Below are 23,008 nucleotides of genomic sequence, written 5' to 3'. Positions count from 1 at the left end.
CGCCACGCTATCGCGCCTCACTTCTTGCCGTGGAGCCGTGCCAGGTCCTCCCGGTACGTCTTGTGCTCCTTGCCCTGCGTCGACGGGTCGCTCTGGTCATAGTTCGCGGCGTGCGTGACTTTCGTGTGGGGGAAGAACGCGTTGAGCCATCGCTCACAACGAGGACTCTTCTGACAAGGTGCTCTCTCTGTGAACACCTCCCGAAGTCCGTTTGCATTCCCCGTGTGGAGGAGGGGGTGTCCAAGAGAGCGTTCGGAGTGAAAACCCCCGCCACTGCGCGTGATGAGGATCATTTCCCGGCCGCTCTGGGGGTCGATGTACCGGCCGGCCGCGTAGTTCCTTCCCTGGTAGTAGTCGTGCGCCTTACGAGCCAGTTGCGTCGCCTGGGCCAGGTCGCTGGAAGCGGGGTCGACCTTCCGCGAGACCACTTTCCACTCGTGGCCCGAAGGCGTCTGCCACTTCTCTCGCTCCGACTGCGTCTTGGGACGCCAGACCTGGCCGTTCGGAGCGATGTTCGCAAGGTTCAGCCGGTCCTCGCGATCGTGCCCGTGGGTTCCCTTGGCAGGAATCGTGCCGTCCGGTAACAGGCGGTCCACTGAGCCGTCCGCGTTCAGGATGTACATCCTGGGGTTGCCGTGCTCGTCCCGGCCCTTGTGTGTCTCGATCCCCTTGAGCCGCTGTCCGATCTCGATGTCATTGCCCTTGTGGAGACGCGAGACCGCCTTGGCCCGGTCCGGGACCGTCTCCGTGAGGTGCTTTCCGACCTTGACGAGCGCCTTCTCGCAGCCGTGCAGTGCCCCATGGATCATCGAGTCGAAGGCCTGGGTGAAGGGGTCCTTGCCCCTGGTGCGGCCGAACAGGCCCTTGGCGCGGCCGAGGGGGGCGGCGCTGTTCGCGTGGAGTTCGCTGCCGTGGAAGGAGAGCTTGCTGGCGCCGTTCTCGAACTCCTCGTGGTCGATGTGGAGGTCGCCGCCCGAGCCGGAACCGCCGGACGCGGAGGCCAACTCCATGCCACCGGTTCCGGCTCCCGCCGAGGCCAGCTTCATACCGCCGTGTCCGTGGCCGTGCCCGCCACCACCGGTGCCGCCGGCGCCCGCACCGCCGTTGGGAGCAGGCGGCAGGGTGAACGCGTCCTCCGCCAGGTTCAGCACCGCGTCCTCGATCATCGCCTCCAGCTTGGCGTTGACCGGCTCGGTGACCTTGGCGGTCAGTTCGTTCACGATCTGGTCGACAGCCTCGTCGATGATGCGTTTCACCAGCTGGCGCATGGCCGTGATCTCCGCCGCGCCCAGCACGGCGGAGAGGCCTCCGGTGATGAAGGCGGCGCCGATCGAGAGGCCCACCGAGCCTGCCATGACGGCGAGTTCGGCCTCGGCCTTGGTCTTCATGCCGAAGACGATGTCCGCGACCACGTCCAGGGCGTCGGCGAACAGGCGGGCCAGCTCCGGGATCTTGTCCAGGTGGCCGGCCTTGACCTGGTTCCAGTGGGTCTGCATCGAGTGGACGGCCCAGCCGTGCGAGGAGGCCAGGATCTGCTCGACCGCCTTGTGCGCGTCCGCGCTGTGACCCTCGAACTTGTCGGCGAACTCCCGCATGGCGTGCGCCATGTCGCGGTAGTCGTCCTCGTCGACGTTCGGGAAGTGGATGCCGATGTAGTCCAGGACCTGGTCCAGCCACCCCGGAATCGTGTAGCCCATCCCCCGTGACGCCCCCTCGTCCTCCGATCGTCATATGAGCCTAAAAACCGTAACGGGTAGGAGGAGTTGGAAGGCAAGGCGACGCCGCCCTCTATGGCAGGACTGTGACCTGGCACGGCCGCGAGAGGGCAGGAGAGGCGAGCGGATCCCGGCCCAGGACGTGAGAGAGGAGGTGAAGGCGGCACCCCCAGTGGGCCGGCGCAAGGCTGTCGGCGGACCGCTCGCATTCGGCCGGCCCCAGCGGGCAGGTCTCAGGCAGGTCTCAGGCAGGCCAGTGTCTCGTCCGTGCCGATCAGTAGATGTCCGGCCTTGCTCAGCGCCAGCGAGTGCACCGGGGCGCCGGACCAGAAGGGGCGGACCTGGCCGCCCTCGTCCAAAGCCTCGTGTTCCACCAGGCCGTCCGCCCAGGCGACTGCCAGCACCGGGCCGGTATCCGTGGACGCCGCCGCCAGCGCCGTCACCGGGCATGGCCGCGACCGGACAGGGGATGCCAGCGGCTCCGCGCCAGGGCTCCACGCCCGTACCGTGCCGTCGTAACCGCCGCTGTAGATCAGGGGGATGCCTGGCGCGTCGTCGGACACCTCAAGGCGCAGGGCTGCCACAGCCGCTACCTCGCCCTCGTGCAGGCGTGCCGTCAGCGGCCGCGGCTCACCGTCGGTCTCCGAGAACACGTGTGCCAGGCCTGCCGTGTCGCCCACCGCCAGCAGCCCCTCCACGTACGCCAACGCCACCGGTGGGCCGCCCACTTGGGACCGCGCCGCCTCCACCAGCCGTTCCAGAGGTGTCGGCCTGTCCTCCAGCAGCGCCGCCAGGCCCGTCGCCCTGGGCGCCGCCGGACTGCGCCTTGTGTGCAGCCGGCCCTCCGCGTCCAGGACCAGGACGTCACCCTCGGGTACGGCGGCCACCGCGCGTACCCCTGCCACCGGCTCCGGCAGTCGGCCGACCGGAGCCGCCTGCGCCTCGTCCACCAGCCGGACCGTGCCCTGGTGATCGGCCACGACCAGCTTCCCGGCGAGGTGCCCGCGCCCCGACGACAGCGCACGCGCCGGTCCCGGCCACGGCGGACGGACATCGCCGCGCACCCGGCGCCAGACCACTCGCCATGCGGCACCCTCGGCCTGCCCCGCCAGTGCCTGGGGCAGCCTCGGGTCGGCGTCGTCGCCCAGGGCCGACAGAAGAACGACGGCGCGGTCCGCCGGTGTCTGCTCCCGGGTCAGCGACGCCCCCGCCCGCAGCCACGCCGCCCGCAGGCCCCCGTGAGCGTCGGCGGAGCGTTCGTAGCCGACGGACACCTGCCACGGGTCCGCGGCGCAGACCGCCACGGGGTCGTTCAAGTCGACCGTCCCCGGGGGGTTTTCGACCGGCGTCCGGCGGTCGGCCGGCTGGGTGGCCGCCCATGCCGCATACCGCTCCGGATCCGCCCACTGCGCCTGGTCGAGGTCCATCACTGCCGAGGGAGCGGCCGTGAGAACTCCGGCCTCCACGCTGCCGCTGCGGACCTCCACGAGCAGGCGGACGTGTGGCAACTCGACCAGCGCGAGCACCAGTTCGGCGACCGCCCCCGCATCCTCCGCCTCATGCAGCTCCGGCAGCACGAGCACCGTACGGCGCTCGTCGGCGGCCAGGGCCTCGACCAGCTCGCCCGGGGTGCGGGCCGCCATGTGCAGCTGCTCGGCCAGGGTCCAGGCGGCGGTCAGGGCGGTCAGGCCGGACAGGGGGACGAACCCGTGCACCCGGCGATCCGGTCGGGTCCCCTGCCGCGTCCCGTGCCCGATCAGCCACGCCAGCAACGTCGACTTGCCGCACCCCGCGCTCCCGGTGACCACACACAGGCGAGGGGCGTCCGGATCGGCCAGCCAGGACAGCAGTGCGGCGGCGGCCGGTTCGCGGCCCGCCGCCGGGCGGGACCACTTCAGCCCGGTCACCGGTTGCCCGCCTGCTGCGCCGCGTGCGTGATCAACCCCTTGAGGCCGTCCTCGCGGGAGTCCGCCGTGTCGCCGTAGTCGAAGCTGTGCGTGAACTCCGCGTGCGGAAAGGTCGCTTGCAGCCAGACCGCGCAGTAGTGGCCCGGCATCATGCACGGCTCCAGCTCGCAGTAGACGCGGCGGACCTGCTCCGGGGCCACCCCTTGCGCGTGCAGGCGCCGCCAGACCAGTTCCTCGGGGTGCGGGCGGCCCGGGCCGGTGGCGTCGGTGACGATCTGCTTGGCGCCCGTCGCGTCGACGTACTCGAAGGCGGAGGAGAACGGGAAGTTCAGCGTGTGCCGTACGTCGTCCAGGACCCTCGGCCACCAGCTCTCGCGGTCCTGGAACGCGGCGGCGTCGATCTGCCGCAGCTCGGCGTCGAGTTCGCGGAACGCGGCCGCCGCCACCGGGAGGCTGGTCGAGGCGGCGATCACCGGCATGCGGCGGTCCAGGGCCGTCAGGGAGGCGTTGAACGCCGGGACGCCGGAGCTGACGAACATGTCGGGCTCGTCGAGCCCCAGGAACACCGCCTGCACCGCCCCGTCCGGACGCACGCACAGGTGCGCCAGCGGGTCGCTGCCGAGCCGCAGCCAGTTCTCCCGGCCGTCGGCGGGTGCCGGCAGGCCCTGGTGGCCGGCGGTGATCCCCAGGGTCGGGTCGTCGGTGTCACTCGCGGCCGTGAAGTACGGCTGCACGTGCAGCGGCACCCCCGTGTCCGCCAGCACCTCACGGGTCGCGTCGGGCAGCTGGACGCCGTAGGAGGCCGGCACCGTGAACCGGCGCATTCCGTCCCGGCCGAAGTGGGACGTGGTCGGATCGGGGACTCGATCGGACATCGGGTTCGGCTCCCTCGAGAGTCTGTGGAGACTGGACGGCTCCACAGACTCTAAGGGCAGACCCGAAGGGCCGTCGTCAGAGCTTCTCCGGCGTCCGGATGCCCAGCAGGGCCATGCCCTGGTGCAGGGTGCGGGCCGTGACGTCGCACAGGAAGAGGCGGTTCTCCACCTGCTGCGGCGTCTCGGCCTTCAGGACCGGGCACTTGTCGTAGAAGGACGTGTACAGGGACGCCAGCTGGTAGAGGTACGCCGCCAGCTTGTGCGGGGCGTACTCCGCCGCCGCCTCCCCGACCGTCTCCCCGAAGGCGTCCACGTGCAGGCCCAGGGCGCGCTCCGCCTCCGCCAGGGCCAGCTCCGGGTGCGCGGCCGGACGGGTCTCGCCGGCCTTGCGGAGGATGGACTGGATACGGGCGTACGCGTACTGCAGGTAGACGGACGTGTCGCCGTTCAGGGACACCATCTGGTCCAGGTCGAACTTGTAGTCCCGGTTCGCCGACGTCGACAGGTCCGCGTACTTCACCGCGCCGATGCCCACCTGGGCACCCCGCTCGGCGATCTCCTCCTCGGACAGGTCCTGGGCCTTCTCCCGTACGACGGCCGAGGCGCGCTCGATCGCCTCGTCGAGGAGGTCCACCAGGCGGACCGTCTCGCCCTCACGCGTCTTGAACGGCTTGCCGTCCTTGCCCAGCACCGTGCCGAAGGCCAGCTGGAGGGCGGTGACGTCCTCGTTCAGCCAGCCGGCCCGGCGTGCCGTCTCGAAGACCATCTTGAAGTGCAGGGCCTGGCGCGCGTCCACCACGTACAGGAGGGTGTTCGCCTTCAGGTTGAACACCCGGTCGCGGATCGCGGAGAGGTCGGTGGCCGCGTAGCCGTAGCCGCCGTCCGACTTCTGCACGATCAGCGGGACCGGGTTGCCGTCCGGGCCCTTGATGTCGTCGAAGAAGACGCACAGGGCGCCCTCGGAGCGGACCGCCACCCCCGACTCCTCCAGGAGCCGGCAGGTCTCGGCGAGCATGTCGTTGTAGCCGGACTCGCCGACGATGTCCGCGTCCCGGATCTCCATGTCCAGCTTCTCGAAGACGGAGAAGAAGTAGATCTTCGACTCGTCCACGAACTTCTGCCACATGGCCAGCGTGTGCGCGTCGCCCGCCTGGAGGTCGACGACCCGGCGCCGGGCCCGCGTCTTGAACTCCTCGTCGGAGTCGAAGAGCTTCCGCGCCGCCTTGTAGAGGCGGTCGAGGTTCGACATCGCCTCCTCACCCGTGACCTGGGCCTCCTTGTGGTCCAGCTCGTGCGGGTGCTCGTCCAGGTACTGGATCAGCATGCCGAACTGGGTGCCCCAGTCGCCGATGTGGTGGCGCCGGACCACATTCTCACCCGTGAACTCCAGCAGCTGGACCACCGAGTCGCCGATCACCGCCGACCGCAGGTGACCGACGTGCATCTCCTTCGCCACGTTCGGCTGCGCGTAGTCGATCACCGTCGTGCCCGGCTGCGCGGCGGTCGGAACGCCGAGGCGGCCCGTCTCGTCCGCGTACCGCGCGGCCAGGTTCCGGGTGATCGCCCGGTCCGCGATCGTGATGTTCAGGAAGCCGGGGCCGGAGACCTCCACGTCCCTGATCAGCTCGTCACCCGTCGCCACGTGCGAGACGACCTGCGTCGCCAGCTCCCTCGGGTTCGCCTTGGCCTTCTTGGCGAGGGCCAGGATCCCGTTGGCCTGGAAGTCGGCCCGGTCGCTTCGTCGCAGCAGCGGGTCCGCGCCGGCGGCCTCGGGCAGGGTGGCCGAGAGGGCGGACGCGAGGTGCTGCTGGACGGAATCGCTGAGGGACGTGACCGAGGCCATAGGAATGGGTGCCGTTCTCCTCGTGGGATGGATAGTCCCAGCCAGTATCCCATGGCGGGTAAAGCCGTTTTCGCCGTCGCATCCCGGTCTGTGAGAATGGGGTGTCACCCCGATCAGATGGAGTGCCATCCCCGTTCAGAAAGAAGGACGTGCCGATCGTGGCTCAGAGCACCGAGACCACCGACTGGGTCTCCCGTTTCGCGGATGAGGTCATCGAGGAGTCGGAGCGCCGGGCCCCGGGCAAACCGGTCGTCGTCGCGTCCGGACTCTCCCCGTCGGGCCCGATCCACCTGGGCAACCTGCGCGAGGTCATGACCCCGCACCTCGTCGCCGACGAGATCCGCCGCCGCGGTCACCAGGTCCGGCACCTGATCTCCTGGGACGACTACGACCGGTACCGCAAGGTGCCCAAGGGCATCGACGGCGTCGACGAGGAGGCCTGGGCCGAGCACATCGGCAAGCCGCTGACCTCGGTGCCGGCTCCGCGGGGATCGTCGTACCCGAACTGGGCCGAGCACTTCAAGGCCGCGATGATCGCCTCGCTCGCCGAGCTGGGCGTGGAGTTCGACGGCATCAGCCAGACCGCGCAGTACACCTCCGGCGTCTACCGCGAGCAGATCCTGCACGCCATGAAGCACCGCGGCGACATCGACGCGATCCTCGCCCAGTACCGCACGAAGAAGGCTCCGAAGAAGCAGCAGCAGAAGGCCGTCGACGAGGCCGAGCTGGAGGCCGAGGAGGGCTCCGGCGCGGCGTCCGAGGACGACGGCAGCTCCGGCTCCGCCGGGTACTTCCCGTACAAGCCGTACTGCGGCGGCTGCGAGAAGGACCTGACGACCGTCACGTCGTACGACGACGACTCCACCGAGCTCGCCTACACCTGCACCGCGTGCGGCTTCGCCGAGACGGTGCGGCTCAGCGAGTTCAACCGCGGCAAGCTGGTCTGGAAGGTCGACTGGCCGATGCGCTGGGCGTACGAGGGCGTCGTCTTCGAGCCGAGCGGCGTGGACCACTCCTCGCCCGGGTCCAGCTTCCAGGTCGGCGGCCAGATCGTCGGGATCTTCGGCGGCAAGCAGCCCATCGGTCCCATGTACGCCTTCGTCGGCATCAGCGGCATGGCGAAGATGTCGTCGTCGCGTGGTGGGGTCCCGACCCCGGCCGACGCCCTGAAGATCATGGAGCCGCAGCTCCTGCGCTGGCTCTACGCCCGCCGCCGGCCCAACCAGTCCTTCAAGATCGCCTTCGACCAGGAGATCCAGCGGCTCTACGACGAGTGGGACAAGCTCGCCGCCAAGGTCGCCGACGGCTCCGCGCTGCCGGCCGACGTGGCCGCGTACACCCGCGCGGTCGGCACGGCCGCCGGTGACCTGCCGAGGACGCCGCGCCCGCTGCCCTACCGCACGCTCGCGTCCGTCGCCGACATCACCGCCGGCCACGAGGACCAGGCCCTGCGGATCCTCTCCGAGCTGGACCCGGAGCAGCCGCTGGCCTCCCTGGACGAGGCCCGGCCCCGGTACGACAAGGCCGAGGCCTGGATCAACACGCACGTGCCCGCCGACCAGCGGACCATCGTGCGCGAGGAACCCGACGCCGAACTGCTGAAGTCCCTCGACGAGGCCTCCCAGCAGTCCGTACGGCTGCTGCTCGACGGGCTCGCCGAGCACTGGTCCCTCGACGGACTGACCCACCTCGTGTACGGCGTGCCCAAGGTGCAGGCCGGGTTCCCGGCCGACGCCACCCCGAAGGAACTGCCCGCCGAGATCAAGACGGCTCAGCGCGCGTTCTTCGCCCTGCTGTACCACCTGCTCGTCGGGCGGGACACCGGGCCCCGCCTGCCCACGCTGCTGCTCGCGGTGGGGCAGGACCGGGTGCGGCGCCTCCTCGGGGAGTGAACCGGCCCGCGTGAGCGGCAACGCGGAAGGGGCCCTCGACCGAGGGCCCCTTTTCCATGCTCGCTACACGCTCACGTTCCTCACGCGATGTGGTTCTCCTCCAGCTCCGCGTTGAAGCGGTTGGTGAAGCGCTTGACCATGCGGTCGGCCTCGCGGGAGGGGAGCTTCATCCCGTACGTCGCCTCCACGGCCTCGCCGAACTGGTGCGGGGTGGGGAAGCTGCCGTCGATCGACTGACGGAAGACCTGGTAGTAGGCCTCCTCGTCCGGCTCCGGGGAGCCACCGCCCTCGCCCAGCTCCCGGGTGCGGTTCGGGCCCACCGGAATCGGGAAGCTGCCGGTCTCCTCCGGCGAGGGCTGCTGGAAGTCCTCCGGTTGCTGCTCCTCGTACCACTCCTCGTACTGCTCGTCCGGGGCGTACTGAGGCTCCTGCATCATCGGGTCGTACGTCGGGTCGTAGCCGCCGTGGTACTGGATCTCGCGCTGGGCCTGGAACCACGGGCTCTCTTCGTCCACGGGCGTGCTGTCCGGCTGCCCGGGACGCTGGCTCGGCAGTTCGAGGCGCTGCTCGCCGGAAGGTGCCGCCTTCTGCGGCACGGACGCCGCCCCCGCGGCACGACCGCCCGCGGCCACCGCCGGTATCAGCGCCGGCTCTATACCCGCCGCCGCCAGGCCCGCAGGGGCCGTCTCCGCCAGCGGGACGCCGTACCTCGCCAGACGCAGCGGCATCAGGGACTCCACCGGAGCCTTCCGGCGCCAGGCGCGGCCGAAACGGGAACGGAGGCGGGCCTGATAGACGAGACGTTCCTGCTCCAGCTTGATGACCTGGTCGTACGAACGCAGCTCCCACAGCTTCATACGACGCCAGAGCAGGAACGTGGGAACCGGGGAGAGCAGCCAGCGGGTCAGCCGGACGCCCTCCATGTGCTTGTCCGCCGTGATGTCCGCGATCCGGCCGATCGCATGCCGGGCCGCCTCCACCGCGACCACGAACAGCACCGGGATCACCGCGTGCATGCCGACACCCAGCGGATCCGGCCAGGCGGCGGCACCGTTGAACGCGATCGTCGCCGCCGTCAGCAGCCACGCCGTCTGGCGCAGCAGCGGGAAGGGGATGCGGATCCAGGTCAGCAGCAGGTCCAGGGACAGCAGGACACAGATACCCGCGTCGATGCCCACCGGGAAGACATAGGAGAAGTTCCCGAAGCCCTTCTTCAGAGCCAGAGCCCGGACAGCCGCGTAGGAGCCGGCGAAACCGATGCCGGCGATGATCAAGGCGCCGGTCACGACCACACCGATGAGAACGCGGTGCATCCGAGTCAGCTGCAGTGGCGCGGCCACTCGTACTCCCCTCCCCTTGCCTGTTGTTGCGCGCAACAGGGTGGCACACGCGAACGGCGAACGTGGTACCGGTCGGGGCTTCGAACCCCTCCCGGCCCCTGCGTCAGTTCTTCTTCGCGGCCGACTTGGACGGAGAAGCGCTGGAAGAAGCCGACTTGGACGGGGAGGCGGACGCGGACTTCGAGGGCGAGGCCGACGGAGCTGCCGACGAGGAACCCGTCGACGAGGAGCCGCCATTGGCGGACGAGACCGCCCCGACCGCCTCCTTGATCGCGCCCTGGGCCGCCTTCGTCAGGTCATCGGCGTCCGGGGTCTTCTCACCCGCGAGACCGGCGCCGTTGTAGTCGAGCGTGACGACCACGTTCGCCACCCGCGCGACCACCGTCTGCTGCTTGAACAGACCTTCCTTCTTGTTCAGGTCGTAGCGCACCACCGTCGCCTCCGCGCCCGTGCCGGACAGCGGGATCTCCCGGGTGTTCTTAGCGCCGTCCACCGCCGCGGCGTCCTTCACCTGCTGCGCGAAGTACGTGTGGGCCTGCGTGTCACCCGAACCGCGCGTGGCGTCCGAGTCGAACCGCAGCAAGGACACGTTCAGCCAGCGGAACTGCGAGCCCTTCACACCCTTGTTGTCCAGGCTGCTCCAGGAGCACGAGGCACGCGACGACGGATCGTCCGAACCGCCCTTCTTGCCCGAGGTGTCCTTCGGTACGAGGCTCGTCAGCGTCTTCTTCGACAGCACCGCACACGGATCCGGCAGCTTCTTGTACGCCGCCGCCTGCACGCTCGGAGACGCGCTCGCCGAAGACTGCGAGCCGCCGCCCGCCGACTGCTGCGCGCTGCTGCCGGAGCCCTTGCCCTTGGAATCACCCGAGCCCGACGAACAAGCGGCGGTGATCAGCACCGCCGGCACGGCTGCCGCGCAGACAAGAACACGGCTCAGGCGCTTTCCACGCGTCTTTTGCTGGGCACGGTCGTCTCGCTGGGCTGCTCGCTGCATGGTTCCTTCACTCATGACACTCGGTGATCGTGCGGGTTCCTGCGGGGGCCCACGGTACGCGGTGAAGGAGCTGCGCGGTTTCCGTTCGGGTGCTTCGCGCGCTGCCCGGCGAGCGGCACCCGGGGCCGTCAACCGCCCAGCGTGTCATCCAGTTGAGAGGCCAGATTACGGGCCCTGTCCTGCATTTCCTTGCTGTCCGGGACCGCCCCGACGGCCGTCGGCTGCTCCTCGTACTCGATGGTCACGATGACGTTGGACGTGCGGAACACCACAGTCACCGTCCGCTGTTCGGCGGTCGAACCGGACGAACCGAGCTGGTCGTCGATATACGCCTCGTCACCGAGGTCGGTCAGCACCCGCGGCTGCAGATCGGCGGTGGCGGAGGCGGAGCCGGACGGGGACCCGGAACCGGAGCCGGAGGGGGACCCGGAGTCCGAAGGGGACGCGGTGCCGCTCGCCGAGGACGACGGCGTCCCGCTGGCGGACGGCGCCGGGCTGCCGCTCGCCCCGGAGGAGCCGCTGGGCTCGGGGAGATGGGCGGCCGTCTCCTTGTCCTCGAACAGCTTCTTCGCCTGGTCGTCGTCGCTGACCGCGTTGTCGTACGACACCACGCGCTCGAAGTCGACCGACAGGCGGTCGGTGGCGTCCGCGGACTCCACCTTCCAATGACAGCCGACCTTGCGGTCGGTGTCGTACGTGAGCGCGGCCTGCCCCTGGTAGGCCTTGTCCCGCTGGTCGGGATCGGTGATCTGCTTGATGCCCGGCAGCATCGCGTCCAGCGTGTCGTGACCGACCGCACGGCAGGGCTCCGGCAGCGTGCGGTACTTGCCGGGCTGCGCGGCGACCGTGGTCGTACCGGCGTCGCCGGGGTGGGCGTCGTCCGTCGAACCGTCGCTGCCCGAGCCGCTCGTACAGCCGGCCAGCAACGCCGCGAGGAGGGCGGCGGTGCCGGTTACGTACGCCTTCCGCTGCACGGTCGGGCTCCTCTCGGGTCTGCGCTCGCTCGGTCCTCCAGTGTCCCCGCTGGTTATTCGCTTGCCGCAGCGGGGCGTCCACTGGAGACAATGTGTATCGCACGCGCTGCCGTGACCGCCGGTCCCTTGTCCGTTTTCACCGGCATCAGTGCCGACTTTCCGCTTTGTTGCTAATAAGCCTTGTGTAAATCTTTATTGTCCGTTCCGGGGGGATGAGAGTCTTATGTCGTACGTGGAGATGCCGGGCGCGAAGGTCCCGATTCGGATGTGGACCGACCCCGCGACGGTCGAGGACGTGGCCCTGCGCCAGCTCCAGAACGTGGCGACCCTGCCCTGGATCAAGGGCCTCGCCGTCATGCCGGACGTGCACTACGGCAAGGGCGCGACGGTCGGCTCCGTCATCGCCATGCAGGGCGCGGTGTGCCCGGCGGCGGTCGGGGTGGACATCGGCTGCGGGATGTCGGCGGTGAAGACCTCACTGACGGCCAATGACCTGCCGGGTGACCTGTCGCGGCTGCGGTCGAGGATCGAGCAGGCGATTCCGGTGGGCCGGGGGATGCATGACGATCCCGTGCAGCCGGGGGACTTCCACGGGCTGGCGACCGCCGGATGGGACGACTTCTGGGGGCGGTTCGACGGGGTCGCGGAGGCGGTGAAGTTCAGGCGGGAGCGGGCGGCTCTGCAGATGGGGACGCTTGGAGCGGGCAACCACTATGTCGAGATATGTGTAGATATGTCCAATGTGGTGTGGCTTCTGCTCCATTCCGGTTCCCGGAACATTGGCAAGGAACTCGCCGAGCACCACATCGGTGTGGCTCAGAAGCTCCCGCACAACCAGGGCCTGGTCGATCGTGATCTCGCCGTCTTCGTCGCGGACACCCCGCAGATGGCGGCCTATCGCAACGACCTGTTCTGGGCGCAGGAGTACGCCAAGCACAACCGCACGCTGATGATGGCGCTCCTGAAGGATGTTGTCCGCAAGGAGTTCAAGAAGGCCAAGCCGAGGTTCGAGCAGGAGATTTCCTGTCACCATAACTACGTTGCTGAGGAGCGGTACGAGGGTATGGACCTGCTCGTCACCCGCAAGGGGGCGATCAGGGCCGGCTCCGGCGACTTCGGGATCATCCCCGGCTCGATGGGCACCAGCTCGTACATCGTGAAGGGGCTCGGGAACGAGAAGGCCTTCAACTCGGCCTCGCACGGCGCAGGTCGGCGCATGAGTCGTAACGCGGCGAAGCGTCACTTCACGACCAAGGACCTGGAGGAACAGACCCGGGGCGTGGAGTGCCGGAAGGATTCCGGCGTTCTGGACGAGATTCCCGGTGCCTACAAGAACATCGACCAGGTGATGGCGCAGCAGAGCGACCTCGTTGAGGTGGTGGCGAAGCTGAAGCAGGTCGTTTGCGTGAAGGGCTGACGCGAAAAGGCCCCCGGCCCGTGCGGCCGTGGGTCACTTCGCGTGGCGGACCGCGTAGATCATGACGAACGCCACGATGTGGATGCCGAAGAGGAAGTAGCCGAGGAAGTACCAGACCTTGCGTTCGTCCTTGGTTTCCTGGGCCAGGCGGGCCTGTTCGAGGGAATTGGCGGCCTCGGTGTCTTCTTCCGGCATCACAGCTCCCTGTGCACCTTGGTGTTGGAGGCCTGGGCGCGGGGGCGGAGGACGAGGAGGTCGACGTTGACGTGGCTGGGGCGGGTGACGGCCCAGGTGATGGTCTCGGCCACGTCGTCCGCCGTGAGGGGTTCGGCCACGCCCTCGTAGACCTTGGCCGCCTTCGCCTCGTCGCCGGCGAAGCGGGTGAGGGCGAACTCGTCGGTCTTGACCATGCCGGGGGCGATCTCGATGACGCGGACCGGTTGGCCGACGATCTCCAGGCGGAGGGTCTCGGCGAGGACGTGGGCGCCGTGCTTGGCGGCGACATAGCCCCCGCCGCCCTCGTAGGTGCCGTGGCCGGCGGTGGAGGACACCACCACGATCACGCCGTCGCCGCTCGCCACCAGCTTGGGCAGCAGGGCCTGGGTGAGGTTCAGGGTGCCGATGACGTTGGTCTCGTACATCGTGCGCCAGTCGGCCGGGTCGCCGGTGGCCACCGGGTCCGCGCCGAGCGCGCCGCCCGCGTTGTTGACCAGGACGCCGACGCTCTGGAAGGCCGTGGCGAACTCGTCGACGGCCGCGCGGTCGGTCACGTCCAGCTGGTAGGCCACCGCCGAGTGGCCGGCCTTGGTCAGTTCCTCCGCCAGTGCCTCGATACGGTCCTTGCGGCGGGCGGTGAGGACGACGCGGTAGCCGGCCTCGGCGAGCTGCCGGGCCGTGGCGGCGCCGATGCCGCTGCTCGCGCCGGTGACGACGGCGATGCGGGAGGCGGGGGCCATGGGCAGCTCCTGTGTTCCGTTGGTCTGGTGACGGTGAAGGCTCCGTCCAGCGTAAGTGAGGCTCAGGCGCCGCTTCTCGGGGCCCACATGATCACGGCCATCCCGGCGAGACAGATCAGTGCCCCGGTCACGTCCCAGCGGTCGGGGCGGTAGCCGTCGGCGATCGCGCCCCACAGCAGTGAGCCGGCGACGAAGATGCCGCCGTACGCGGCCAGGACGCGGCCGAAGTGGGCGTCCGGCTGGAAGGTGGCGACGAAGCCGTAGGCGCCGAGGGCCAGGACGCCGCCGGTCATCCACAGCCAGCCCCGGTGTTCGCGCACGCCCTGCCAGATCAGCCAGGCGCCGCCGATCTCGAGCACGGCGGCGACGACGAACAGGGCGGCGGAGCGGAGGATCGGCATGGCAGCAGCTTGGCACGGTCCCGGTCAGGCGGGGTTCTCGGTGTCGTAGCGCCCGCGGGCTGCTCGTACCTCCTCGAAGTGGGTCTCGGCCCAGTCCTTCACGGCGGTCAGCAGGGTGGCGAGGCTGGTGCCGAGCGGGGTGAGGTCGTAGTCGACGCGGACCGGGACGGAGGGGGTGACGGTGCGGCTGATGATGCCGTCCCGTTCGAGGGTGCGCAGGGTCTGGGTGAGCATCTTGGGGCTGACGCCGGCGATCTGGCGGCCGAGGTCGCTGTAGCGCTTGGTGCCGCCGGACAGGGCGGCGATGACCAGGCTGACCCACTTGTCGCTGAGCCGGCCGAGCAGCTGGTGGGAGGGGCATTCGCGCAGGAAGGCGTCGTAGTCGGCGCGGGCCTGCTCGCGGCGCTGGGCGGCGGTCGTGGTCGCCATGGGCTCTTCCCTTCGGGGCAGCTACGCACTCTCAGGTAACTACTTACCAATGGATAGTAGCTCTCCTACGGTTGGTGCTGCGGCCGGGAAAGGTGCCGTGGAACATCAACTGTCGTGTGTGTGAGGAGAGTTGTCATGCGTGCTGCTGTGGTGAGGGCGTTCGGCGGTCCGGAGAGCGTGGAGATCGCGGAGGTCGCGGTGCCGGAGCCGGGGGCGCGCCAGGTGCGGATCAAGGTGGCCGCGGGTGCGCTGAACCCGGTGGACGCTGCCGTGCGCGCCGGTGTCTTCGGCGGAGCGGGGAAGACCCTGGGGCTCGGCTGGGACGTGGCCGGCACGGTGGACGCGGTGGGTGCGCCCGCCTCCTGGGAGGTCGGTGATCCGGTGGTGGCGCTGGTGGCGGGTGTGGCCGAGCCGTTGGGGTCGCATGCCGAGTACGTGGTGGTGGACGCGGACGCGGTGGCGGCGGCGCCCGTCTCGGTGGACGCGGCGCACGCGGGCACCCTGCCGCTGAACGGGCTGACCGCGCTGCAGGCGCTGGACCTGCTGGACCTGGCGCCGGGTGACCGGCTGCTGGTGACGGGGGCCGCGGGTGCGGTGGGCGGGTTCGCGGTGCAGCTGGCCGCGCACCGGGGGATCGAGGTGACCGGGCACGCCCGGGCGGGCGACGAGGAGCTGGTGCGCTCCCTGGGCGCCGCGCGCTTCACCGCCGACGGGGTCGAGCCGGGGAGTGCGGACGCGGTGCTGGACGCCGCTGTGCTCGGGGCGCCCGCGCTGGCGTGGGTGCGGGACGGGGGCGCGTTCGTCGCGGTCCGTGACGGGGCGCTGCCGGAGGCGGAGCGCGGGGTGCGCTTGCGGAACGTGTGGGTTCAGGCCGACGGCGCGCGGCTCGCGGAGCTGGTGCGCCTGGTGGACGAGGGGGTGCTGACCCTGCGGGTGGCCGAGACGTATGCCCTGGAGGAGGCGGCCAAGGCGCATGCGCGGCTCGCGGAGGGCGGGGTGCGCGGGCGGCTGGTGCTCGTGCCCTGAGTCCCGAGGTGGCGGACCGCCCCGAGGCGGTGGGCTCGCGGGGTGACCGGAATAACCCGGCCGGGGTCTCGGTTCAGTGGATATAGTTGAACCATAAACAACCTGGAGGGTGAGCGACCATGCAGTTCGGGATCTTCACGGTCGGCGACGTCACGCCGGACCCCACCACGGGGCGTACGCCGACCGAGCGCGAGCGGATCAAGGCCATGGTCGCCATCGCGCTCAAGGCCGAGGAGGTCGGCCTGGACGTCTTCGCCACCGGCGAGCACCACAACCCGCCGTTCGTGCCGTCGTCCCCGACGACCATGCTCGGCTACATCGCGGCGCGCACGGAGAAGCTGATCCTCTCCACCTCCACCACCCTGATCACCACCAACGACCCGGTGAAGATCGCGGAGGACTTCGCGATGCTCCAGCACCTGGCCGACGGGCGCGTGGACCTGATGCTGGGCCGCGGCAACACCGGGCCGGTCTACCCCTGGTTCGGCCAGGACATCCGGCAGGGCATCAACCTCGCCATCGAGAACTACGCCCTGCTGCGCCGGCTGTGGCGCGAGGACGTCGTGGACTGGGAGGGGAAGTTCCGCACCCCGCTTCAGGGCTTCACCTCCACCCCGCGCCCGCTGGACGGCGTACCGCCCTTCGTCTGGCACGGTTCCATCCGCTCGCCCGAGATCGCCGAGCAGGCGGCCTACTACGGCGACGGCTTCTTCCACAACAACATCTTCTGGCCGGCCGACCACACCAAGCGGATGGTCGAGCTGTACCGGACCCGGTTCGCCCACTACGGGCACGGCACGCCCGAGCAGGCGGTCGTCGGCCTGGGCGGCCAGGTGTTCATGCGCAGGAACTCGCAGGACGCGGTGCGCGAGTTCCGGCCGTACTTCGACAACGCCCCGGTCTACGGCCACGGGCCCTCCCTGGAGGACTTCACCGACCAGACCCCGCTGACCGTCGGCACCCCGGAGCAGGTCATCGAGAAGACCCTGTCCTTCCGCAGTTACGCCGGTGACTACCAGCGCCAGCTGTTCCTGGTGGACCACGCCGGGCTGCCGCTGAAGACCGTGCTGGAGCAGATCGACATGCTCGGCGAGGAGGTCGTACCCGTGCTGCGCAAGGAGTTCGCGAACGGCCGTCCGGCTGACGTGCCGGAGGCGCCGACCCACGCTTCCCTGAAGGCATCCGAGGAGGTGACCGCGGAATGAGGCTCGTCGTCGTGTCCGCGGGACTGAGTGTCCCCTCCTCCACCCGGCTGCTGGGCGACCGGCTCGCCGGCGCGGTGGCGCGGCAGACGGGGGCGGACGTGGAGGTGATCGAGCTGCGGGACCTCGCCGTCGAGATCGCGCACAACTTCACCAACGGGTTTCCCGGCAAGGGCCTCGCCGCCGCGCAGGACGCGGTGGCGGGGGCCGACGGGCTGATCGTCGTCACACCGGTGTTCTCGGCGTCGTACAGCGGGCTGTTCAAGTCGTTCTTCGACGTGCTGGACAAGGAGGCCCTGGTGGGCAAGCCGGTGCTGCTCGCGGCCACCGGGGGAACGGCCCGGCACTCCCTGGTGCTGGAGCACGCCCTGCGGCCGCTGTTCGCCCACCTTCGGGCCGTGGTCGTCCCCACGGGCGTGTACGCGGCGTCTGAGGACTGGGGCGAGGAGGGGCTGGCCGGGCGGATCGAGCGGGCCGCGGGGGAGCTGGCCGGCCTGATGGCGGGGCTGCGGGCGGCCGCGCCGGAGCGGGCGGCCGGGCCGCCGCTCGTACCGTTCGAGGAGCAGCTCGCCAGGCTCGGCGCTCGGGCAAGGTGAGAAGACGGTAGGGCGGCGGGCCGGGTTGCCCGTGTGTCGGTGAGAGAGGGGTAAAAAGGGTGATCGTAGGTCCACCCGCCCCGACCGAACCGCCGCAGGCCTTGGCAAACTGGGTGCGTGCCCCAGACTGTGCTGCTCGCTGAAGACGACCGTGCCATCCGTCATGCCCTGGAGCGTGCCCTGACCCTGGAAGGGTACGAGGTGACGGCGGTCGCCGACGGCGTCGAGGCGCTGGCACAGGCCCACAAGACGCCGCCGGACGTCCTCCTGCTCGACGTGATGATGCCGGGGATCGACGGCCTGCAGGTCTGCCGGGTGCTGCGCGCCGAGGGCGACCGCACCCCGATCCTCATGCTCACCGCCCTCGTGGAGACCGCCGACCGCATCGCCGGCCTGGACGCCGGCGCCGACGACTACGTGGTCAAGCCGTTCGACGTCGAGGAGGTCTTCGCCCGGCTGCGCGCCCTGCTGCGCCGCACCAGCCCGGTGCCGGCCGGCAGCGGCGCCGGTGGCGGCGAGACCGCCGGCCGGGAGCCCCAGCTCTCCGACCGGCAGGTCGAGGCCGCCGGCATCCGCATGGACCTGCAGGCCCGCCGGGCCTGGCGCGGCAAGCGCGAGCTGGAGCTGACCCGCACCGAGTTCGAGCTGCTGGAACTGCTCGTGCGCAACGCGGGCATCGTGCTCGACCACTCCACGATCTACGACCGGATCTGGGGCTACGACTTCGGGCCCGGCTCGAAGAACCTCGCCGTGTACGTCGGCTACCTGCGCCGCAAGCTCGACGAGCCCGGCGCCCCGCAGCTGATCCACACCGTGCGGGGCGTGGGTTACGTGCTCCGGGAGGACTAGGTGGGCCGCCTGCGGCGGCTGCTGGCCCCCGGCCGGCCCAAGCTGGTCTCCCTGCGCACCACCTTCGCCGTCTCCTTCGCGGCGGTCACCGCCGCCGTCACGATCCTCGTCGGCATCCTGTCGTACGGCAGCGCCGCGCGACTGGTCCGGGTCGACCAGCAGTCGGTGTTCAGCCAGGTCGTGCAGGACGTGCGGGGCGAGGTACGGCAGCACGAGATGGTCCCCGAGGACTTCTCCTCCTCCCGCCCCGGGCACGACCTGGTCCGGCCCGCCCGCACCGACGTACAGGTGCTCGGCGCGCAGGGCCAGATCGTGGACCACGGCAATCCCAGCCTGCCGGTCACCTCCCGGGACAAGGCCATGGCGCTCGCGACGACCGCGGGGAAGGTGGTCCAGCACAAGGACGTGCCGGTGGACTCGGACATGTACCGCATCGCCACCGTCTCGCTCGGCGACGGGCGGGGCGCGGTGCAGGTCGCGCAGGAGTTCAGCGACACCGAGGACCTGCTGCGCACGCTGCAGCGGCGCACCCTGATCCTGATGGCGGCGGTCGTGGTGGCGGCCGGTCTGTTCGGCTGGTGGCTGGCCCGCCGGATCACCCGGCGCCTGGTGATGCTCACCTCCGCCGCGGAGGATGTGGCCCGCACCCGGCAGCTGGGCATCGAGGTGCCGGTGGCCGGGCTGGACGAGGTGGGCCGGCTCGGCCGCGCCTTCGACCGGATGCTGGGCCGCCTGGCGCAGTCGGAGGAGGACCAGCGACGCCTGGTCCAGGACGCCGGGCACGAGCTGCGCACCCCGCTGACGTCCCTGCGCACGAACATCTCCCTGCTCCGCCGCATCGACGAACTGCCCCCCGCCACCCGGGACGAACTCGTCGCCGACCTCAGCCAGGAGGCGCGGGAGCTGACCGACCTCGTCAACGAGCTGGTCGACCTCGCGGCGGGGCAGTCCGACACCGAGCCGCCGCAGCGGGTGGACCTCGCCGACATCGCCGAGGAGGTCGTGGGCCTCGCCAAGCGCCGTACCGGCCGCCAGATCGTCCTGCGCACGAGCGGCGACACGACCACCGACGGGCGGCCGGGGATGCTGCAGCGGGCCATGTCGAACCTGGTGGAGAACGCGGCCAAGTTCGACCGGGACGGCAAGGCGCCGATCGAGGTCGACATCACCGGTCCCGCACGGTCCGGGACCGTGCGGGTGGAGGTCCTGGACCGGGGGCCCGGGATCGCCGAGGGCGACCTCATCCGCATCTTCGACCGCTTCTACCGCGCCGCCGACGCGCGCTCCCTGCCGGGTTCGGGCCTGGGCCTGTCCATCGTCCGCGAGGTCGCCATGGCCCACGGCGGAGCACCGTTCGCCTTCCGGCGCGAGGGCGGCGGGGCGGTGATCGGCTTCACGGTGGGCGGCTGAGTACCGGTACCCAGCCCCACCGGGTAGGCGCGCGCATCCGTGGCGCTTTCCCGGGCCTTAGCGTCCTCGTATGACCGAGGAGACCACCACGCCGAGCCCTGCCACCCCCGACTCCGCCGATTCCGGGGGCCGTTCCCTCGTCCTCGGCTGCCTCGGGTGCGGCGGTCTCGCGCTCGTCGGCGTGCTGGTCCTGGTGGTCCGGCTCGCCTGGAGCTCCTGGGGCGCGACCGACTTCCCCAGGGTCGCGCCCGAGGAGATGGCCGGCCGGGCCTTGCGGTACTCCCAGGAGGCGTACGACGTCATGGGGTTCACCCGGCCCGTGCAGCCGGGTGCCGGACGCGCCGGCGCCGGCACGGAGGACACCTTCAGCGCCGACCCCTGCTACGACGGAGGTCTGCTGGGTCTTGAGGACAAGACCGTGGGCGGCGCCTACCGCCTGTATCACTCCTGGGCGCTGGACCGGGTGCCCGAGAGCCGGGCCGTACCCGGTCTGCGCCGGCTGCACCAGCGGCTCAAGGACGAGGGCTGGGTGATCTCCTCGTACCGGGCGGGCGGGAAGGGCGAGGACGCGGAGCTCTATGCCCAGCGGGACGGCGGGGAGGAGCAGATGTCCTTCGACTGGTACGCGCACCGGCAGTACTTCTCGGGCGGCGCCGGGGTGCCCTGCGCCTACGACCCCGCGTGGACCGGCAGCGACGCCGACTCCTACGACCCCGACTCCGCAGCGGACTCCCTCACCCCGCCCGTCCTCGGGCCCTCGTCCGGGCGGTAGCCGTTGGCCGGGCCGGGGGACGAGGGACGGGCGGGTGGCGGCCGACAGGCCCTAAGGCTTGCGGCCACCGATCCGCGGCAGCTCCAGGAAGCCCTCCGCACGGGCGCTCGCCAGGCCGATCCTCGGGATGTCGCTGCTCTTGGCGAACAGCAGGAAGCGCGGTTCCCACACCGGGCGGTACTTGGCGTTGGCGCGGTAGAGGGACTCGATCTGCCACCAGCGTGAGAAGAAGGTCAGGGTGGAGCGCCACAGGCGCAGGACCGGGCCCGCGCCCAGCCGGGCGCCGCGTTCGAAGACCGAGCGGAACATCGCGAAGTTCAGCGACACCCGCTGGATGCCCAGCTCCTTGGCCCGCAGCAGCAGCTCCACGACCATGTACTCCATCAGGCCGTTCTCGCAGTCGCGGTCGCGCCGCATCAGGTCCAGCGAGAGGCCGTGCTCGCCCCAGGGGACGAAGCTGAGCAGGGCGCGCGGCTCGTCGTTCGCGTCGCGGCACTCCAGCATCACGCAGCGGCCGTCCGCCGGGTCGCCGAGCCGGCCGAGGGCCATGGAGAAGCCGCGTTCGACCGCGCCGTCGCGCCAGCGGTCGGCGCGGTCGACGAGCAGGGCCAGCTCGTCGGCGGGGATGTCCTCGTGGCGGCGGATGCGGACGGTGTAGCCGGCCCGCTTGACCCGGTTGTGGGCCTGGCGGACCACGCGCATGGCACGGCCCTCCAGGGTGAAGTCGGCGATGTCGACGATCGCCTCGTCGCCGAGTTCGAGGGCGTCCAGGCCGTGCCGTGCGTAGATCGTGCCGGCCTCCTCGCTCGCGCCCATGACGGCCGGGGTCCAGGCGTGCCGGCGGGCCTCGGTGAGCCAGGCGTCGATGGCGCCGGGCCAGGCCTCGGGGTCGCCGATGGGGTCGCCGGAGGCGAGGGAGACGGCGCCGACGACGCGGTAGGTGACGGCCGCCTTGCCGGTGGGGGAGAAGATGGCGGCCTTGTCGCGGCGCAGCGCGAAGTAGCCGAGGGAGTCCCGGGCGCCGTGCTTGTCCAGCAGGGCCCGCAGCCGGGTCTCGTCCTCCTCGGTGAGCAGTTTGCGGCCGCGCGGGGAGCGGAAGCAGGCGTACAGGACCAGGCAGAAGGCCGCGGCGAGCAGGATGTTGATGATGATGTCGACCCAGCGGGGCGCGTGCACGGAGTCGACCCGGTCGGCGAGCGGACCGACGCTGACGCCGCGCAGCAGGCTGTAGGCCAGCTCGTCGTACCAGGTGGCGCCGGTCAGTTTGTTGGTGGCGTGCACGAGCAGCGTGCCGAGACCGCCGGTGACGAGGACGCCGCCGGCGCCGACGGCCAGCGCGAGCTTCGGGTTGGAGGGGTCGCCGATGGCGTTGAACTCACGGCGGCCGATCAGCAGCGCGACCACGAAGAGGCCGGTGAGGGCGGTGGAGACCCAGTTGAAGGCGTGGTCGCGGAACGGGTGCTGGGTGAGCGCGAGGACGTACAGCACGAACAGGGGGCCCGCGCACAGCAGGTTGACCACCCACGCGGCCCGCTTCCCGCGCCGCATCACCAGTGCCAGGAAGATCGCCGCCGCGGCCGAGGCCAGGCCCGCGGTGGCCAGGTACGGGGTGAAGAACTGGCCGGCGTGGTGGGTGTGCGCGTGCACGTGCCGGGCGGTGAAGAGCTTGCCGTCGTTGTGTTCCTGCACCTCTTTGCGGAACGGCAGCGACATGACCGCGATGATGTTGAAGACGGCGATCAGCCGCAGGTACCACACGGTGGCCGAGGCCGCCCGCGCGCGCAGCCGGGGGCCGGGCACGGGCAGCTGCGGCACGCGGCGCGTGCCACGCTGCGCGGGGACCTGTGAGGAGAGCAGGGTCTGCTGCTGAGCGGGCATGGTGACTGGTCACCTTGAGGAGAGGGGGACGGGTCGACCCCGGTCGGGGCCACCCTGACCCTACAGCTTGTAGGGTAGTCCGGTCGGTCGGTCTTCCGGGAGAGGAGCGTACCGACAACCGCTCTTACCCGGCCCCTCCCGTGCCGAGCCTCTTACCCGGCCCTTCCCCTGCCGCGCCGGGCCGCGACCAGATGCCAGCCGAGGTTGCCCACCGCGGCGCCGGCCGCGACCGCGGCGACGATCACCCCGCCGGTCGCCAGCCCGTCGCTGAACAGATGCGGCCGCCGGTCGAGGCTGTGCAGCCCGAACCCGCACAGCTCGTACACGCCGACGGCGGCGACGAGAAGGCTGACGGCCAGCAGGGTCAGCGTCGGCGCCAGACTGCGCACACAGACCTCACCGGCGGCCTCCGCTTCCGTGTCCTGCATGGATCCCCCGAAGAACAGACGAATGGACGGCCCCGGTATGGCCGGCGGTTGGGAACCTACAATACGTAGGGTCGGCCGGGTCGACGGATTCCATGATGGCC

At 70.6% G+C, this 23,008-nt stretch carries 21 protein-coding genes; 8 read left to right on the top strand and 13 right to left on the bottom strand.

The genetic code is table 11. The features are described from left to right. Positions 1-17 precede the first annotated feature (17 nt). From FB563_RS45185 to argS, 4 genes are all read right to left on the bottom strand, one after another. Positions 18-1,697, bottom strand: a complete 1,680-nt coding sequence (locus tag FB563_RS45185) for a nucleic acid/nucleotide deaminase domain-containing protein (protein ID WP_055706398.1) — start codon at positions 1,695-1,697, stop codon at positions 18-20. Between the two features lie 251 nt (positions 1,698-1,948). Next, the gene (locus tag FB563_RS11600) at positions 1,949-3,622 is read right to left on the bottom strand and encodes an NACHT domain-containing protein (RefSeq protein WP_055706397.1); all 1,674 of its coding nucleotides are present in this window, start codon (positions 3,620-3,622) and stop codon (positions 1,949-1,951) included. Next, positions 3,619-4,497, bottom strand: coding sequence for a nucleic acid/nucleotide deaminase domain-containing protein (locus FB563_RS11595; protein ID WP_055706396.1), 879 nt, complete (start codon positions 4,495-4,497; stop codon positions 3,619-3,621). Before FB563_RS11595 ends, FB563_RS11600 begins: the two co-directional genes overlap by 4 nt. Before the next feature lie 76 nt (positions 4,498-4,573). Further along, positions 4,574-6,340 carry an arginine--tRNA ligase gene (gene argS, locus FB563_RS11590; RefSeq protein ID WP_055706395.1) on the bottom strand — a complete coding sequence of 589 codons (1,767 nt, stop codon included), beginning with the start codon at positions 6,338-6,340 and terminating at the stop codon, positions 4,574-4,576. Positions 6,341-6,489: 149 nt separating this feature from the next. Between argS and lysS the strand changes: the two genes are divergently transcribed. After that, a complete protein-coding gene (lysS, locus tag FB563_RS11585; RefSeq protein WP_055706394.1) occupies positions 6,490-8,232 on the top strand; it encodes a lysine--tRNA ligase in 1,743 nt (580 codons plus the stop codon). Between the two features lie 80 nt (positions 8,233-8,312). Here the strand turns inward: lysS and FB563_RS11580 are convergent, their stop codons facing one another. The 3 genes from FB563_RS11580 to FB563_RS11570 all read right to left on the bottom strand — a co-directional run bounded on the left by FB563_RS11580 (position 8,313) and on the right by FB563_RS11570 (position 11,543). Then, positions 8,313-9,545 carry a DUF2637 domain-containing protein gene (locus tag FB563_RS11580; protein ID WP_055706393.1) on the bottom strand — a complete coding sequence of 411 codons (1,233 nt, stop codon included), beginning with the start codon at positions 9,543-9,545 and terminating at the stop codon, positions 8,313-8,315. 130 nt (positions 9,546-9,675) lie between these two features. Further along, on the bottom strand, positions 9,676-10,569 hold the full coding sequence (locus tag FB563_RS11575; RefSeq protein WP_234357765.1) for a DUF3558 family protein: 894 nt from the start codon (positions 10,567-10,569) through the stop codon (positions 9,676-9,678). A gap of 128 nt (positions 10,570-10,697) precedes the next feature. Beyond that, complete coding sequence (locus FB563_RS11570; protein ID WP_055706392.1) at positions 10,698-11,543, bottom strand: hypothetical protein; 846 nt, start codon at positions 11,541-11,543, stop codon at positions 10,698-10,700. Between the two features lie 223 nt (positions 11,544-11,766). On the opposite strand from FB563_RS11570, the gene FB563_RS11565 reads away from it, so the two are divergent. Further along, on the top strand, positions 11,767-12,960 hold the full coding sequence (locus tag FB563_RS11565) for an RtcB family protein (protein ID WP_055706391.1): 1,194 nt from the start codon (positions 11,767-11,769) through the stop codon (positions 12,958-12,960). 33 nt (positions 12,961-12,993) lie between these two features. On the opposite strand, the gene FB563_RS42865 is transcribed toward FB563_RS11565, so the two are convergent. The 4 genes from FB563_RS42865 to FB563_RS11550 all read right to left on the bottom strand — a co-directional run bounded on the left by FB563_RS42865 (position 12,994) and on the right by FB563_RS11550 (position 14,746). Then, the gene (locus FB563_RS42865) at positions 12,994-13,155 is read right to left on the bottom strand and encodes a hypothetical protein (RefSeq protein ID WP_167528484.1); all 162 of its coding nucleotides are present in this window, start codon (positions 13,153-13,155) and stop codon (positions 12,994-12,996) included. Then, entirely contained in the window at positions 13,155-13,916 is a 762-nt protein-coding gene (locus tag FB563_RS11560) for an SDR family NAD(P)-dependent oxidoreductase (protein ID WP_055706390.1), read from the bottom strand. The genes FB563_RS42865 and FB563_RS11560 overlap by 1 nt, the downstream gene beginning before the upstream one ends. 62 nt (positions 13,917-13,978) lie before the next feature. Beyond that, positions 13,979-14,317: a YnfA family protein gene (locus FB563_RS11555; RefSeq protein ID WP_055706389.1), complete on the bottom strand. Its 339-nt coding sequence runs from the start codon at positions 14,315-14,317 to the stop codon at positions 13,979-13,981. A 24-nt stretch (positions 14,318-14,341) separates the two neighbouring features. Further along, entirely contained in the window at positions 14,342-14,746 is a 405-nt protein-coding gene (locus FB563_RS11550; RefSeq protein WP_055706388.1) for a winged helix-turn-helix transcriptional regulator, read from the bottom strand. A gap of 135 nt (positions 14,747-14,881) precedes the next feature. On the opposite strand from FB563_RS11550, the gene FB563_RS11545 reads away from it, so the two are divergent. The 6 genes from FB563_RS11545 to FB563_RS11520 all read left to right on the top strand — a co-directional run bounded on the left by FB563_RS11545 (position 14,882) and on the right by FB563_RS11520 (position 20,601). Next, on the top strand, positions 14,882-15,772 hold the full coding sequence (locus FB563_RS11545) for an NADP-dependent oxidoreductase (protein ID WP_055706387.1): 891 nt from the start codon (positions 14,882-14,884) through the stop codon (positions 15,770-15,772). A gap of 119 nt (positions 15,773-15,891) precedes the next feature. Beyond that, on the top strand, positions 15,892-16,977 hold the full coding sequence (locus FB563_RS11540) for an LLM class flavin-dependent oxidoreductase (protein WP_055706386.1): 1,086 nt from the start codon (positions 15,892-15,894) through the stop codon (positions 16,975-16,977). Continuing rightward, a complete protein-coding gene (locus FB563_RS11535; RefSeq protein ID WP_055706385.1) occupies positions 16,974-17,570 on the top strand; it encodes an FMN reductase in 597 nt (198 codons plus the stop codon). The genes FB563_RS11540 and FB563_RS11535 overlap by 4 nt, the downstream gene beginning before the upstream one ends. 129 nt (positions 17,571-17,699) lie before the next feature. Further along, positions 17,700-18,419, top strand: coding sequence for a response regulator transcription factor (locus FB563_RS11530; protein WP_055706417.1), 720 nt, complete (start codon positions 17,700-17,702; stop codon positions 18,417-18,419). Then, complete coding sequence (locus FB563_RS11525) at positions 18,420-19,829, top strand: sensor histidine kinase (RefSeq protein WP_055706384.1); 1,410 nt, start codon at positions 18,420-18,422, stop codon at positions 19,827-19,829. A gap of 70 nt (positions 19,830-19,899) precedes the next feature. Next, entirely contained in the window at positions 19,900-20,601 is a 702-nt protein-coding gene (locus tag FB563_RS11520; RefSeq protein ID WP_055706383.1) for a hypothetical protein, read from the top strand. 51 nt (positions 20,602-20,652) lie between these two features. Here the strand turns inward: FB563_RS11520 and FB563_RS11515 are convergent, their stop codons facing one another. Both FB563_RS11515 and FB563_RS11510 read right to left on the bottom strand, forming a co-directional pair. Beyond that, complete coding sequence (locus FB563_RS11515) at positions 20,653-22,479, bottom strand: phosphatidylglycerol lysyltransferase domain-containing protein (protein ID WP_055706382.1); 1,827 nt, start codon at positions 22,477-22,479, stop codon at positions 20,653-20,655. A 152-nt stretch (positions 22,480-22,631) separates the two neighbouring features. Continuing rightward, entirely contained in the window at positions 22,632-22,907 is a 276-nt protein-coding gene (locus FB563_RS11510) for a hypothetical protein (protein ID WP_055706381.1), read from the bottom strand. Between the last annotated feature and the right edge of the window lie 101 nt (positions 22,908-23,008).

This window comes from Streptomyces puniciscabiei, from assembly GCF_006715785.1.
In the GTDB taxonomy this organism is placed as follows: Bacteria; Actinomycetota; Actinomycetes; order Streptomycetales; family Streptomycetaceae; genus Streptomyces; species Streptomyces puniciscabiei.
The sequence above is the reverse complement of the archived record's forward strand: the minus strand, read 5'-3'. Positions and strand labels throughout refer to the sequence as shown.

Excerpts from the sequence above, each read along its gene's own strand:
- FB563_RS11515 (WP_055706382.1), bottom strand. The coding sequence starts at position 22,479 with ATGCCCGCTCAGCAGCAGACCCTGCTCTCCTCACAGGTCCCCGCGCAG.
- FB563_RS11545 (WP_055706387.1), top strand. The coding sequence starts at position 14,882 with ATGCGTGCTGCTGTGGTGAGGGCGTTCGGCGGTCCGGAGAGCGTGGAG.
- FB563_RS42865 (WP_167528484.1), bottom strand. The coding sequence starts at position 13,155 with ATGCCGGAAGAAGACACCGAGGCCGCCAATTCCCTCGAACAGGCCCGC.
- argS (WP_055706395.1), bottom strand. The coding sequence starts at position 6,340 with ATGGCCTCGGTCACGTCCCTCAGCGATTCCGTCCAGCAGCACCTCGCG.
- FB563_RS11510 (WP_055706381.1), bottom strand. The coding sequence starts at position 22,907 with ATGCAGGACACGGAAGCGGAGGCCGCCGGTGAGGTCTGTGTGCGCAGT.
- FB563_RS11520 (WP_055706383.1), top strand. The coding sequence starts at position 19,900 with ATGACCGAGGAGACCACCACGCCGAGCCCTGCCACCCCCGACTCCGCC.
- FB563_RS11540 (WP_055706386.1), top strand. The coding sequence starts at position 15,892 with ATGCAGTTCGGGATCTTCACGGTCGGCGACGTCACGCCGGACCCCACC.
- FB563_RS11575 (WP_234357765.1), bottom strand. The coding sequence starts at position 10,569 with ATGCAGCGAGCAGCCCAGCGAGACGACCGTGCCCAGCAAAAGACGCGT.
- FB563_RS11580 (WP_055706393.1), bottom strand. The coding sequence starts at position 9,545 with ATGCACCGCGTTCTCATCGGTGTGGTCGTGACCGGCGCCTTGATCATC.
- FB563_RS45185 (WP_055706398.1), bottom strand. The coding sequence starts at position 1,697 with ATGGGCTACACGATTCCGGGGTGGCTGGACCAGGTCCTGGACTACATC.
- FB563_RS11560 (WP_055706390.1), bottom strand. The coding sequence starts at position 13,916 with ATGGCCCCCGCCTCCCGCATCGCCGTCGTCACCGGCGCGAGCAGCGGC.
- FB563_RS11565 (WP_055706391.1), top strand. The coding sequence starts at position 11,767 with ATGTCGTACGTGGAGATGCCGGGCGCGAAGGTCCCGATTCGGATGTGG.
- FB563_RS11555 (WP_055706389.1), bottom strand. The coding sequence starts at position 14,317 with ATGCCGATCCTCCGCTCCGCCGCCCTGTTCGTCGTCGCCGCCGTGCTC.
- FB563_RS11535 (WP_055706385.1), top strand. The coding sequence starts at position 16,974 with ATGAGGCTCGTCGTCGTGTCCGCGGGACTGAGTGTCCCCTCCTCCACC.
- FB563_RS11550 (WP_055706388.1), bottom strand. The coding sequence starts at position 14,746 with ATGGCGACCACGACCGCCGCCCAGCGCCGCGAGCAGGCCCGCGCCGAC.
- FB563_RS11595 (WP_055706396.1), bottom strand. The coding sequence starts at position 4,497 with ATGTCCGATCGAGTCCCCGATCCGACCACGTCCCACTTCGGCCGGGAC.